Raw genomic sequence first — 13,536 nt, forward strand, 5'->3', positions numbered from 1 at the left:
TGCCCTCTACGCCTTGGCGATGATATCCGCTTCGCGCTCGGCCTTGGCGGCCGCCTTCTCGCGAATCAAACGCTCTAAATCATCCACCAGATTTTCATTCTTAAACTTGCGGTCTGGCTGCCCATCCACATAGATGGCATGGCTCGGGGTACCACCTGTCAGGCCTACATCGGCTTCTTTCGCTTCGCCGGGGCCGTTGACGATACAGCCAATTACTGCCACATCCAGCGGTGTGGTCACATCTTCCAGGCGCGTCTCCAGCTCATTCATGGTTTTCACCACATCGAAGTTCTGGCGCGAGCAACTGGGACAGGCAATAAAGTTAATACCTTTACTGCGCAGACGCAGGCTTTTGAGCAGATCCCAGCCCACTTTGACCTCTTCCACCGGGTCTGCAGCCAGGGAAACCCGCAGGGTGTCACCAATACCGTCGAGCAGGAGGGCACCGAGACCAATCGCCGACTTCACTGTGCCGGCACGCAAGCCACCAGCTTCGGTAATACCCAAGTGCAGCGGTTGCTCAATCTGCTGGGCCAGCTTGCGATAGGCAGCCGTGGCCATAAAGATATCGGATGCTTTTACACTGACTTTGAAGTCCTGGAAGTCCAGGCTGTCGAGGATCGCTACATGGCGCAGCGCCGACTCTACCAGAGCATCCGGCGTGGGCTCGCCATACTTTTTCTGCAGGTCTTTTTCCAGGGAGCCCGCATTGACACCGATACGAATCGGGATATTCAGATCGCGCGCTTTATCCACTACGGCCCGAATACGCTTCTCTCGGCCAATATTACCGGGGTTAATACGCAGGCAATCCACCCCCAGGTCTGCGACCCGCAAGGCGATACGGTAATCGAAGTGAATGTCTGCGACCAACGGGACATTCACCTGTTTTTTAATTTCTCCAAACGCCTCTGCGGCATCCATGCTGGGCACAGAAACCCGCACTATATCGGCTCCAGCCTGTTCCAGGCGCTGGATCTGGCCAACAGTAGCTGCTACGTCGCAGGTTTCGGTGTTGGTCATACTTTGCACCGAGATCGGGGCATCCCCTCCGACCGGTACATCACCCACCATAATCTGGCGCGACTTGCGGCGGACAATGGGAGATTCAAATTGCATAGGCTGACCTGGTGGTATTACTGATAAAAATCGAGGGGAGATTATAGAGAGATTGGGCGCAAACCTACAGGGTTCGCGCCCAAACGGGGAAGATCATCTTAATCGCCGACAATCAGACGACGAGTGCGGCGGTCGCCAATAGGCTGGCTGTCGATAGTTTCATCGCGGTAAACCACATGGGTTGCACGGGCATTTCCCAACATCAGCTCAAATGGAGCATCTCCATCTATAGATTTGGCACTGCCAGCAGCTTGGACCCCGGCCAGTAAAATCACACCTTGTGCGTCTTTCACCTCAACCCAGGCATCTTCATCAAAGCGAAGCCGCAATGCGCCTTTCAGGGCCTGGTCCAACTGGGCTACTTGGGTGGGTACAGGCTCAGTCACTGTTGCTACAGAAGAAGTGGGTTGAACTTCCACCAAATCAACGCTGGCAACCTCAGGTCGGATATTCACAGAATCATTGGCTGCGGACTCTGAGCCAAGGTTTCCAGCTGCTACCGTCATCTCTTGCTGCTGGATTTCAACTTGCTCACCATTAGCGACTGAATTATCTATAACTGCATTGGCAACCGGGGACTCAGCTACTTGCTCAGCACCATCTTCGCCAAGGGGCATACCGGGAATATTGACCGGGGTACCGTATTTCCACCAAAAGACACCAGCGGCAAGCAGCAGAGGTATTAGAGCCAAAGCCCCATGCCCTCTTCTGCGTTCGGGCCTGAATGCTTCAGCCTTGGTGATTCGCCGGGATTCGCTACGCTGTTCCGGCTGTGGCCGGTCTCTATCATAGGCTTCCAAAACAGGTTCAACGGGAATACTCAATTCACGGCAAATATTGCGAATATAGCCTCGTGCATAGACAGCTTCCGGCTGCCGCACGTAATTGTCACTTTCCAGCCACTCAACAGTGTTGTCGATAATACAGAGGCGCTGCGACAGCTCCGCACGGGAGAGCCCCGCCGCTTCTCTAGCCGCCAGCAAGAGACGGCCGGCAGAGTCTTTAGAAGTTTGCGTACTGGATACGAGTTCACCACCATCGCAGTGCTCGGGACTACTATCCGTCATTACCACTCAACTCCTGATATTTCAGTGTCTCCGCAGAGTACGGGTACAAATTTTTCAAAGCAAGGGCGTAACTGCGCTCCTTGTCACGATTGCCAAATACTTTTTCTATTCGAATTCCAAGCCATAGTGACTGTGGAGTCTGGCGGTTTTTTTCACTAAACTGATCCAGGTAAACTTTGGATTTAGCATAATCACCGGCATCGAATTTCAGTTCGGCCATTTCAATCAGAGCCAATGGCAAATCGGGGTTCAACGCCAACGCCCTGGCATAAGCCCCTTCCGCCTTGTCTTCAAGTCCAAGACGTGCAGCCGTGCGACCATAGTTGACCAAGGCAAAAGAGCGGCGGTTGTAAGTGAGATCGGTGGAGGCATGCTCAAACTGCTTGAGGGCTTCTTTATAGCGCTCTTGCTTATAGAGAAAAACGCCATAGTTGGTATGAGCCATGGAAAACCCATCGCTATAGCGTAGAGCTTTCTTGAAATGAGACTCGGCAATATCCAACTCACCATCCACTTGATAGAGCAACGCCAGGCCATGATGTGCCAATGGATTCTTTTTACCCAATTCCAAAGCACGGTTTAAATGGCGACGGGACTGCTCTCTGTTATCAGGATCTCTCAAGTAGCGAAGCCCCAACTGGACATGGGTTTCCAAAGCTTTATCCAGATTAACTGCCTTGCGCTCCGCCCCTCCAGAGGTTACACAGCCTCCCAAAAGGGTACCGAGTAGCACTAGGAGCGGCAGACTCTTAAATTTCGCGGACACTACACCACCTGTATCTTTATTTTTCACTTATAGGCCCAGCGAGATTATGCGGATGACAGTGCTACACCAGTCAATGCCGCCGCCAATCCCTGGACAAAGCAAGCCCGCAAAACAAAGAAAAACCGTCTACAGCCACCAGCATCCTTTGATAGTGATTCGGTTTTTCTGTTAGAAAACTGTTTCCGCCTCAACTGGCGCTTCCCAAGCCCCTATACTGCCGGAAAGCCTTACCAGTTGCAGCCCTAAAACCCAATCAATTCCATTTAGTGACGACTTTGTCCAACATTGCCATCACACCAGCCACAGGGGTCTATCAGTGTTTAGAGTTGGTTACCCTCCTGGTCTTCTGCATCCAACTGCATCCCATCTGGACCACTGTCTCTAGGTGGAATCAGCGATTGAACTGCATTAGAGCCAATATTTGCCGCATCTGGGTCAGTTAGAGCTTCAAGGAATGCCACAAGTAAATCAACCTCATCATCGTCCAAATTAACAGCGCCATCACCATTTTCAGCCAGCAATGCTTCAGTGAGAGCTTGGCCATTAGGCGCAACTTTTGCCGCGCACTCGTCCACTCCTACAAATTGATCCAAATCACACATTTCACTATTGGTGAAGTACTGGGAAACAGAATCGGCACGACCTGTATAATGCTCCACATTTCTCTTCAAACTGCCGAACTGGCCGGCATGTCCCCAGGGGCCAGTAAGCGCTACGTTAAGCAGGGTTGGAGTTCGGAAACTACCACTTCCATTCCCGCCGAGGTCAGCTCCGTTGCCACTCTCGTCCTTGCCAACACCAATTTGCGGATAGCTGACTGCTCTCAACCCCTGATTAGAGAAAAAGGCACCTGAGTGGCAATTAGTACACCCTGAATTGCGTGTCATAAAGGTGATAGCCCCACGCTTTTCATCGTTATCAAGGGCTGCTAGATCACCGTCGACATAGTCGAAAAAGGGGTTGTCGATAAAAATTTGTACCGCCTCGTAGGAGGCAATAGCCTGCGCAATCCTGCTAAAATTAATTGCCGAGTCACCGAAAGCTGCGGTAAACATCGCGCCCCAAGAGTCCTGGGTTAATTTTTCAGCAAGAATATCCTCACGGTAATCCGTAAACCCGTCATCGCTGGTATCATCGTAACCAAACTGGGTTATATCTCCCATCTCCGCAGCTTCAGTGACCGGAAAATGAGCCTGGGCCATCATAAGTGCCAGAGTGCCGGTGCCCACCGCGTCTTCAGTATTATTCGTAACATCCCGGGAGTCTGTTCTAAGTCCTCCATTACCATTTATTGCGACCCGATTATCCCAGAATAAGCCGCTATCCCAGAGCGCCACATTACAGATAGGTTGGGCATTGCGCGGCACAAGTGGAACCTCATTCTGACCGTCAGAGCGACCCGGACCTAACAAATTAGCATCAATGGGGTCGACACCAACCGGCATCGACAAATTATCACCACCACAGCCCATTGCCGGGTGATGACAAGAGGAACATGAAACGTCGTTATCAGCGCTCAGGCTTTTGTTGTGAAATAAACGCATCCCCAACTCCACCATAGCTGGGTCCTGCTCGCTCCTAACCCGAGCTGCAAAGGCACGCATATCCTCCAACTGCTCAGCCATGCCAACGTCATCCAGCACCGCCTGTAAACAGCTGTCCAGACTGCCAGCAGCAATATCTACCGCTGAGCGTGCATTTTGACATTCATCAAAATCAGATACCCGGTTATCTGCACCATCGGCATCGGAGCCATTATTTAGGCCCGCATTCGAGTTATTAACTAATGTTCTAGCAGTAACACTGGAAGTTTCATCGCCGTTATCAATATCACCAGTAGTGACCCAGTATGTGTACTCAGTATCTACCGAAAGGCCTTCATCGACATAGTATCCTTCGGTGGTCTCCGCAATTCTCACACTGCCACGATAAATCACATAGGTATCACCAGTACTCTCCCAGGATAGGCCGATACTGGTGCCTGAAAATGCATTGCCAATCAATTCTGCAGGGATGATTCCCTGCCCTGAGCCTGTACCAGAATCATCACCTGTACCAGAATCATCACCGCTCCCCGTGTCGCCAGTCTCCGTTGATGAATCACTATCGCTGCTGGAGGAACCACCGCCTCCACAGCCAGTCATCACAAGAATTAAAGATAGAAATAACGACTTTATCAGCGCCGTTTGCTGTTGAGTTAATTTATTATTAACAGAGTTCATAGTTCTTGACCTGCCCGTCAATGACCTTTTCTTGTTCCGAGTTCTTGACAGCAAATACAGATCTAAGTGCCAGTACTGACACCAAAGGGTAAGGAAACACTTGCTGTAAAACTAAAAATAAAACGGTGAATTAAAACTCACTCAAATTGAAGCGAAGGAAATTTCGGCCTTACTATAGATAAGGGCCAAATACCCAGGAAGCCCCTGAACAGCTCCGTAATATCTCTGCAGATCCTGGGAACTACAGATTTTGAGCGCAGCTCGCCACGAATGGCCTTATTGCAAGTGCTGCAACACAGCCAAGGCCCGCCCTACTGGCTTTCAGGGGCTCCTTGGATCTACTCTAACCATCAAACGCAGGAATAACTGCTAAGAAAGTCGCAGTAATCTATTACACCTGTTCTCATTGCGTGGAAATTAAAGAAACTAGCCACCAAAGTGGAATTTAATGAAATCGAAAAATTTAATTCCTTGGTATTAACGGGTGGTGGTCCTGCTTGAATATTTTGATTGGCTTTAACCTAAAGATGAAAAAGCAAAAAGAATTTGAAGCAACCCAGTTCTTATTCAAACTATTACATATAAACAAAAAATGGCCTGCAAGGACTGACAGCTTGAACAAGAAAAGCAAGGAAGAAATGTATAAGAACCAGAACAGAGTAGAGTAGAGAAGTAATTAATAGGGCTTTATGAGTACAAACCAAAAACTTGGGAAGGGGGATAGATAGAAAATCGATCCCCGAATAAAAGGTTCGAATATAAAAACATTTCTTCGGAGAACGGCGCCTCGGTGATAGTCGGCTATAAAATGAGGCGCCAAAATTTATTACAGGGAGTGCTTAGAGTTCATTGCCGTCCTCATCCCAAGCATCCAACTGCATCCCATCAGGACCACCATCACGAGGTGGGATTAGGGACTGGGTTGCGCTTGAATTCACATTCTCTGCATCCGGATCGGTAAGTGCTTCAAGAAATGCTGCAATAAACCCCACTTCATCGTCATCTATGGGGAGCGCTGCATCACCATCTATCTCCAGAATAGCCTCCGTCAGTTCCAGGCCGTCTGGCGCAACTTTCTCCGCACAATCTTCAAGCTCGGCAAACTGATCCAGATCGCACATTTCGCTATCGGCGAAATACCGGGATACCGAATCCGCTTGACCAGCGTAGTGCTCGATATTTCTCTCTAAAGTACCGAACTGCCCCGCATGGCCCCAGGGACCAGTAATTCCCGCATTGAGCAGTGTTGGAACACGGAAGCCACCCAGTACGGCCCCGCCCCAATCCGCGCCATCATCCTCTTTACCAATACCAATTTGTGGATAGTTAACGACTCTCAACCCCTGATTGGTAAAGAAGGCACCCGTGTGGCAAGCAGTACAACCAGAACCTGGCGTAAAATAAGTAATAGCTCCACGCTTCGCATCGTTATCAATTGCAGTCAGGTCACCATCGACATAATCAAAGAAGGGGTTATCGATAAAGATATAGACCGCTTCATAGGCAGCGATTGCCTCTGCGATCCTGCTGAAATCAATTTCAGAATCGCCATAAGCAGCAGTAAATAAAGCTCCCCAGGAGTCTTGATTGAGCTTTGGTATGAGATACTCTTCACGGTAATCTGTGAGATCACCGTCGCTACTTTCATCATAGCCAAATTCAGAAATATCCCCCATCTCAGCGGCATCAGTTACTGGAAAGTGTGCTTGGGCCATCATCAGTGCCAAGGTGCCAGTACCAACCGCCGCTTCGGTATTATTAGTTACATCCCTGGAATCCGTTTTAAGGCTACCATCATCGGTAAACAGGACCCGGTTATCCCAAAACAATCCGTTATCCCAGAGCGCCACATTACAAATAGGCTGGGCATTACGTGCTACCAACGGCACTTCATTTTCACCATCGGAGCGCCCAGGGCCAAGCAAATCGGGATCAACGGCATTAACCCCAACAGACATAGAGAGGTCATCACCAGCACAGCCTATTGTCGGGTGGTGGCAAGAAGAGCAGGCTGTATCGCCGTTAGCACTTAGACTTTTACTGTGGAACAGGCGCATGCCCAACTCAACCATCGCAGGGTCTTGCTCACTTCTAACTCGTGCAGCAAAGGCGCGCATATCTTCGAGCTGCTCTGCCATGCCTACCTCATCCAGTACAGCTTGCAAGCAACTATCGAGGCTGTCATCGTCCACATCGATCGCTGAACGCTCATTTTGGCATTCATCAAAATCAACTATTCGCTTATCAATAGCCTCTGCATCCGTACCATTACTGAAACCATCATTAGTGTTATTAACCAGCGTCTTTGCAGTAACGCTACCTGATTCACTGTCAAAGCCTCCGACACCAACCCAATAGCTATATTCGGTATTGACTGAAAGACTTTCATCCACGAAATAGTTATCAGTGGTTTCTGCAACCAATTCACCATCTCGATAAATGGAGTAAGTCTCTTCAGAGTCTTCCCAGGAAAGCCCTATGCTGGTACCTGAGTAGGCGTTCGCGATCAACTCAGAAACCACGATCCCCTGCTCTGAGTCCGAGCTAGTATCATCATCCGAATCAGAACTACCTTCCGAGCTACCATCACTTTCAGTGGTCTCTGTAGATGAGTCGTCATCGCTACTGGAGGAACCGCCCCCGCCACAGCCCACCATAAAAAGAAATATAGAGATGACCAACAGCTTCATTAGTGCCGCTGGCAATCGAGTTAATTGGTTTTTTTCAACGTTCATAATAATTGAACAGTCCCGTCGATGATTTTTCTTAATCTTGGCCAGGGTGATAAATAAAGTGCCGCGTGCTCCAGTCTCCCATGTACATGGAAAAACACCTTAATAAATTGTTATTCCTGAACCCAAGCCCACTGCAACTACTCCAGATCAAACGAAAAATGACTGGGCAGTACGCTCTAACGGCATGTTGTTTTGATAAACAGTGGAAATTACAAGCGCGGCCACTCTATAGTTTCAGTGCCACAATATCTGTTGAAGGTGTCGCACCAGTGGATATCCACTGTACTTACGGTTGAATTATTACAGGCAAACTGCAGATTAAAAAAATATGATCGTTCTAACTTAGCGATATACATATATTTAACACTCCCTTCCCGGGTAAATTTTCCTCGAGCGTTAAACGTTAGATAAAGCAATTTCGTTGACACGAAAAATAGAATAGAAAGGAAATTTCAGGCTGAACAAAGTTTTTTTGAGAAGGGGAAAATCGAAGCCAATAGGCTGCCAACAATTTGGCAACCTATACAAAAAATTACCAGCGACTAGTTAACAATACGAACGGGGCGCTCTGCGTTGCGGTAGCGCTCGGAGCGGCGGGTGCGGTCGTTAACACTGCCGGCCAACTGGCCACAGGCCGCATCAATATCATCGCCGCGTGTAGTGCGCACAGTCACGGTATAACCTTTGTCGAGCAAAATCTGCTGGAAGCGACGCAGTGCGTTATTACTCACTCGCTGGTAGTCGGACAACTCAAACGGGTTAAAGGGAATCAGGTTAATTTTCACCGGAATCTCTTTAAGCAGCTCCGCCAATTGCTCAGCGTGCTCCGGGCGGTCGTTAACCTCGCGCATCAGCGTGTATTCAATGGTCATTTTACGGTGCGTATCCGGCATGCGGTCGATGTAGCGCTTGGCGGAATCCAGTAGCACCGCAATAGGGTATTTTTTATTGATCGGCACCAACTCGTTACGCAATTCATCGTTGGGCGCATGCAGGGAAATCGCCAGGCTCACATCGGTAACATCAGCGAGGCGGTCCAGTGCGGGCACTACACCGGAAGTCGACAGGGTAACGCGGCGCTTGGAAATTCCGTAGGCGTTGTCTTCCATCATCAGGTTCATGGAATCGACCACATTGTCGAAATTGAGCAGCGGCTCACCCATGCCCATCATCACCACGTTGGTAACCTTACGCGGTCCTTTCGGGTCCAATTGACCGAAAGATTTACAGGCAATCCAGACCTGCCCGATAATTTCTGCCGCCGTTAAATCGCGGTTAAAGCCCTGTTTGCCAGTTGCACAAAAACTGCAATCCAGGGAACAGCCCACCTGGGAGGAGACACACAGGGTGCCGCGATCGCCATCGGGGATATAGACAGTCTCGATAGCATTGCCACCGGAGACTTTAATTAACCATTTCCGTGTGCCATCGGCGGAATCCCACTGATTCAATACTTCTGGGGCACGGACTTCGGCCACTTCCGCCAGCTTTTGACGCAGGGCCTTGCTGACATTGGTCATCTCAGCAAAGTCATCTACCCCGTTCTGGTGAATCCACTTTAAAACCTGAACAGCGCGGAAGCGCTTCTCGCCCAATGATTCAAAAAAGGCGGCCAGCTTTTCTACCGAAAGGCCGAGCAGGTTGGTTTTCTCTGTGGTCATTCATTTCACCTCGGGGGAAGAATTGCACCGGTCCGGACAGACCGGTGCGATTTGTGGCGCGGATTAAGCGCGCGCGCAGATTTCGTCGTCGGCGAAGAAGTAGCTTACTTCGCGAGCAGCGGACTCTGCGGAGTCAGAACCGTGTACAGCGTTGGCGTCGATGCTGTCAGCGAAGTCAGCGCGGATGGTGCCAGCAGCAGCTTCTTTAGGGTTGGTAGCACCCATCAGATCGCGGTTTGCCAGGATAGCGTTCTCGCCTTCCAGAACCTGTACAACAACTGGACCGGAAGTCATGAAGTCAACCAGGTCTTTAAAGAAAGGACGCTCTTTGTGCTCAGCGTAGAAACCTTCAGCTTTTTCGCGGGACAGTTGAACCATCTTCATGGCAACAATGCTCAGGCCAGCTTTCTCAAAACGGCTCTCGATTTCACCGATTACATTCTTGGCTACTGCGTCCGGCTTGATGATAGAAAGGGTACGCTCCAGGGCCATGGTTATCTCCAAATTGATTTTTTGTAACTTAACTTAGGAGTCTCCAAACAACTCTGTAAGCCCCACAGGGCGGGCCTTCACGGCTCGCAGAGGTGTTGCGGGATTGTTCAGAGGCTCCCTACATAAAGAAAGAGCAACCTACTCAGTTGCTCTTCCCTGATATTCCTTTCATACCCACCGGGGGTACTCAATTTTTGATCACCGCATTTCGCGGCCGGCGGATTATACGGGGTATTGATCGACTTTTGTACTCTCTTGCCAATACTGCCCCGAAGGCCGGTTACTCCTGCTCTTCGATCCAGGCAGCCTGGATCGCTTCGAGGATTTTCTCTCCGCAGCGATCGGGATCGTCATCAAATCCGGGTAGCGCCATCACCCAGTTGCGCAGGTCGACAAAGTTGACCGTCAGTGGGTCCACATCCTCGTGAGCTTCGCTCAACTCTATGGCAATATCGTGAATATCAGTCCACTTCATGATTCAGCTTCCTCAGCGTGCAGGTCAGTGCTTTTCCGACACCTGGTTGATGGTGTACTTGGGAATCTCGACCACCAGGTCTTCATCCTCCACAATCGCCTGACAGGACAGGCGAGACTCCGGCTCCAGGCCCCAGGCTTTATCCAGCAGGTCCTCTTCAAGCTCGTCCGGCTCTTCCAGGGAATCGAAGCCCTCGCGCACAATGACGTGGCAGGTGGTACAAGCACAGGCTTTTTCACAGGCGTGCTCAATTTCGATATCGTTGGCCAGGGCCGCATCGATCACGCTGACACCGCTCTCCGCTTCCACCACTTTGCCCTCGGGGCACATTTCTGGATGGGGTAAAAATACTATCTTCGGCATGGGGTACTGAACCTCTGTGGTCTCAATCCGACGGGGAGAAAGTAACGACTCCCCGGCCGCCGGCAGCGCAGAGTCTGCGCCTGATCATGGTTATTTATCAAATTCATCCAAGCTGTGGCCCTGCATAGCCCGCTTAATGGAGGCATCCATACGCTTGGCAGCAAAAGGCTCAGACAGCTTATTCAAGGCTTCGATACGTCGACGAATTTCCTCTGCGTCGCCGCCGTTATGGGCCAGGCGCAAAGCTTCCATCGCGTGCTCAAGCTCGTTTAACTCACCTTCGTCCAGCAGCTGGGCGCCGTTCTCACGCAGGGCCACCAACATGCTTTCCAGGGTTCTCTCCGCTTCCACCTGAGCCTCGCGCAGGGCGCGCAGGGCGATATCCTCAGCGGCGTGGGTGTAGGATTCCTGCAACATGCGCGCAATATCCTTGTCTTCCAGACCGTAGGAAGGTTTAACCGTAATATCGGCACTGACACCACTGCTTTTTTCCATGGCTGTCACCGACAGAAGACCGTCAGCATCCACCTGGAAAGTCACACGGATATGGGCGGCACCGGCCACCATCGGCGGTATGCCGCGCAATTCAAAGCGCGCCAGTGAGCGACAGTCACTCACCAGCTCCCGCTCGCCCTGCACGACATGGATCGCCATGGCAGTCTGGCCATCTTTAAAAGTGGTGAACTCCTGGGCTTTGGAGACGGGGATGGTCGTGTTGCGATCAATCAGTTTTTCCGCGAGGCCGCCCATGGTTTCAATCCCGAGGGAAAGGGGAATAACATCCAACAGCAGCAGTTCTTCGCTGGACTTATTGCCCACCAGTACATCAGCCTGAATCGCGGCGCCGATTGCTACCACTTGGTCGGGGTCAATTTCCGCATGGGGGGGACGGCCAAAATAACCCTCAACCCGCTCGCGCACGCGCAGAGTACGGGTGGAGCCACCCACCAGAACCACTTCCTGCACCTCATCGGCACTGATACCGGCGTCGCGCAGGGCGCGCTTGCAGGCGCGTAGGGTTTTGTCGATCAGGGGGTCCAGCAGTGAAGCCATGGTGTCGCGGTCAAGCACACCGGACCAGTCGCCGTATTGCACTTCCACTTGCTCGACACTGGACAGGGATTCTTTCGCAGCACAGGCGCTGTCTAACAGGACTCGCTGGGTCGCGGCGTCGAGATCGGTACCCAATCCCACTTGCTCGGCGATCCAGGAAGCGATAGTGCGATCGAAATCGTCGCCACCAAGGGCTGTATCGCCGCCGGTAGACATGACTTCAAACACACCCCGGGACAGGCGCAGAATAGAGATATCGAAGGTGCCGCCACCGAGATCATAGACCGCGATCACACCCTCTTCGCCTTTATCCAGGCCGTAGGCAACAGCCGCTGCTGTGGGCTCGTTGAGCAGGCGCAGGACTTTCAGGCCCGCCAGTTGGGCGGCGTCTTTGGTCGCTTGGCGCTGGGCATCATCGAAGTAGGCAGGCACGGTGATCACCGCACCATCCAGCTCACCGCCCGCCTTGCCGTAGAGCGCTTCGCGGCCGCGCGCGGCCAGTTTTTTCAGGATTTCTGCCGATACCTGCACCGGGTTTACCGGTCCGGCTGCAGTTTCAATCGAAGGCATACCGCCGCTGCTCTCAGCCAGGCGATAGGGCAGCTGCTCACCAAAACTTTTGATATCTGCAACACCTCGCCCCATCAGGCGCTTGATAGAAATCATGGTGTTGTAGGGATCTTCTGCAGCGCACGCGCGGGCTTCAGCACCCACGGTAATCGCCTCGGCCCCGTAGTGCACCGCTGATGGCAGGATCACTTCGCCCTGCTCATCGGCAATGGCCTCTGCCGATCCACTGCGCACGGTCGCTACCAGTGAGTTAGTGGTCCCCAAATCGATACCCACTGCGTGCTTGCGCTGGTGGGGAGCTGGGCTCTGGCCCGGTTCAGAAATCTGCAGTAATGCCATTAGTTATCTCTTCTTAAAGCGGGGCGCGGTACCGTCTGGCCCTCTCAGTCAGTGCTCTCGCAACTAGTCGTTGAAAAGGTCTTCTTCCAGCTCGTCAATTTGTTTCTCAAGCTTGGCCAGGAACTGAAGCTTGCGCAGCGAGTCCTCTGCTGCGCCCAGATCGCCCCCGTCATAAGTTTCGGCAAAGCGCTGTTCCTCATTGGAGATCAGCCCCCGCGCCTCAGCACTGAGCTCATCCAGCGCAGCTGCCGGATCGGGCTGCTCACGCACTTCTTCCAGGCGCTCGCGCAACATCATCTGCTGCATCAGAAATTCAGTATCTTTGGTGGTCTGCTCAGGTGGCACATCTACCCCGGCCAACTTGAGTAGGTAGGCGGCGCGCTGTACCGGGTCGCGCAAAACGGTGTGCGCCTCATTGATCTGAGCCGCCATTTTGATGGCCAACAATTGTTCGCCCTCGGAATGGGAAGCGTATTTGTCCGGGTGGAATTCCCGCTGTAATTCCCGGTAGCGGGTCGCAAGGGCACTGCGATCGACCGCGAACGCGGGTTGCAGACCAAAAACTTCGAAATGGTTCAGGTTGGTTGCCATCTGAATATACCTACTGGGGCACAGCCTGGGACGCGGCTGAAGTTGCCGCTTACTGCTGCACGGCCCCCAACTGTCCGAGGAGC

Annotated in this window: 11 protein-coding genes; all 11 read right to left on the reverse strand. The window is 51.8% G+C overall.

The features are described 5' to 3' along the window. Nucleotides 1-6: 6 nt before the first annotated feature. The 11 genes from ispG to hscB all read right to left on the reverse strand — a co-directional run bounded on the left by ispG (nucleotide 7) and on the right by hscB (nucleotide 13,453). Nucleotides 7-1,119, reverse strand: a complete 1,113-nt coding sequence (ispG, locus tag ACJJIW_RS01845; protein ID WP_444936579.1) for a flavodoxin-dependent (E)-4-hydroxy-3-methylbut-2-enyl-diphosphate synthase — start codon at nucleotides 1,117-1,119, stop codon at nucleotides 7-9. Nucleotides 1,120-1,217: 98 nt separating this feature from the next. Next, nucleotides 1,218-2,186: a RodZ domain-containing protein gene (locus ACJJIW_RS01850; protein ID WP_444936580.1), complete on the reverse strand. Its 969-nt coding sequence runs from the start codon at nucleotides 2,184-2,186 to the stop codon at nucleotides 1,218-1,220. Continuing rightward, nucleotides 2,176-2,952, reverse strand: coding sequence for a type IV pilus biogenesis/stability protein PilW (gene pilW, locus ACJJIW_RS01855; protein ID WP_282934072.1), 777 nt, complete (start codon nucleotides 2,950-2,952; stop codon nucleotides 2,176-2,178). Before pilW ends, ACJJIW_RS01850 begins: the two co-directional genes overlap by 11 nt. Nucleotides 2,953-3,272: 320 nt before the next feature. Continuing rightward, entirely contained in the window at nucleotides 3,273-5,174 is a 1,902-nt protein-coding gene (locus tag ACJJIW_RS01860) for a cytochrome-c peroxidase (RefSeq protein WP_444936581.1), read from the reverse strand. Between the two features lie 839 nt (nucleotides 5,175-6,013). Further along, the gene (locus tag ACJJIW_RS01865; RefSeq protein WP_444936582.1) at nucleotides 6,014-7,909 is read right to left on the reverse strand and encodes a cytochrome-c peroxidase; all 1,896 of its coding nucleotides are present in this window, start codon (nucleotides 7,907-7,909) and stop codon (nucleotides 6,014-6,016) included. A gap of 542 nt (nucleotides 7,910-8,451) precedes the next feature. After that, a complete protein-coding gene (rlmN, locus tag ACJJIW_RS01870; RefSeq protein ID WP_444892905.1) occupies nucleotides 8,452-9,570 on the reverse strand; it encodes a dual-specificity RNA methyltransferase RlmN in 1,119 nt (372 codons plus the stop codon). A gap of 63 nt (nucleotides 9,571-9,633) precedes the next feature. Further along, complete coding sequence (ndk, locus tag ACJJIW_RS01875; RefSeq protein ID WP_108731991.1) at nucleotides 9,634-10,062, reverse strand: nucleoside-diphosphate kinase; 429 nt, start codon at nucleotides 10,060-10,062, stop codon at nucleotides 9,634-9,636. 280 nt (nucleotides 10,063-10,342) lie between these two features. Further along, nucleotides 10,343-10,537 carry a Fe-S cluster assembly protein IscX gene (iscX, locus tag ACJJIW_RS01880; protein ID WP_282934076.1) on the reverse strand — a complete coding sequence of 65 codons (195 nt, stop codon included), beginning with the start codon at nucleotides 10,535-10,537 and terminating at the stop codon, nucleotides 10,343-10,345. A 24-nt stretch (nucleotides 10,538-10,561) separates the two neighbouring features. Further along, on the reverse strand, nucleotides 10,562-10,900 hold the full coding sequence (gene fdx, locus ACJJIW_RS01885; protein ID WP_108731989.1) for an ISC system 2Fe-2S type ferredoxin: 339 nt from the start codon (nucleotides 10,898-10,900) through the stop codon (nucleotides 10,562-10,564). Between the two features lie 90 nt (nucleotides 10,901-10,990). Beyond that, the gene (gene hscA, locus ACJJIW_RS01890; protein ID WP_444895048.1) at nucleotides 10,991-12,862 is read right to left on the reverse strand and encodes a Fe-S protein assembly chaperone HscA; all 1,872 of its coding nucleotides are present in this window, start codon (nucleotides 12,860-12,862) and stop codon (nucleotides 10,991-10,993) included. 63 nt (nucleotides 12,863-12,925) lie between these two features. Then, nucleotides 12,926-13,453, reverse strand: coding sequence for a co-chaperone HscB (hscB, locus tag ACJJIW_RS01895; protein ID WP_413664557.1), 528 nt, complete (start codon nucleotides 13,451-13,453; stop codon nucleotides 12,926-12,928). Nucleotides 13,454-13,536: the final 83 nt, after the last annotated feature.

This window comes from Microbulbifer maximicatervae (SeqCode), assembly GCF_052467815.1.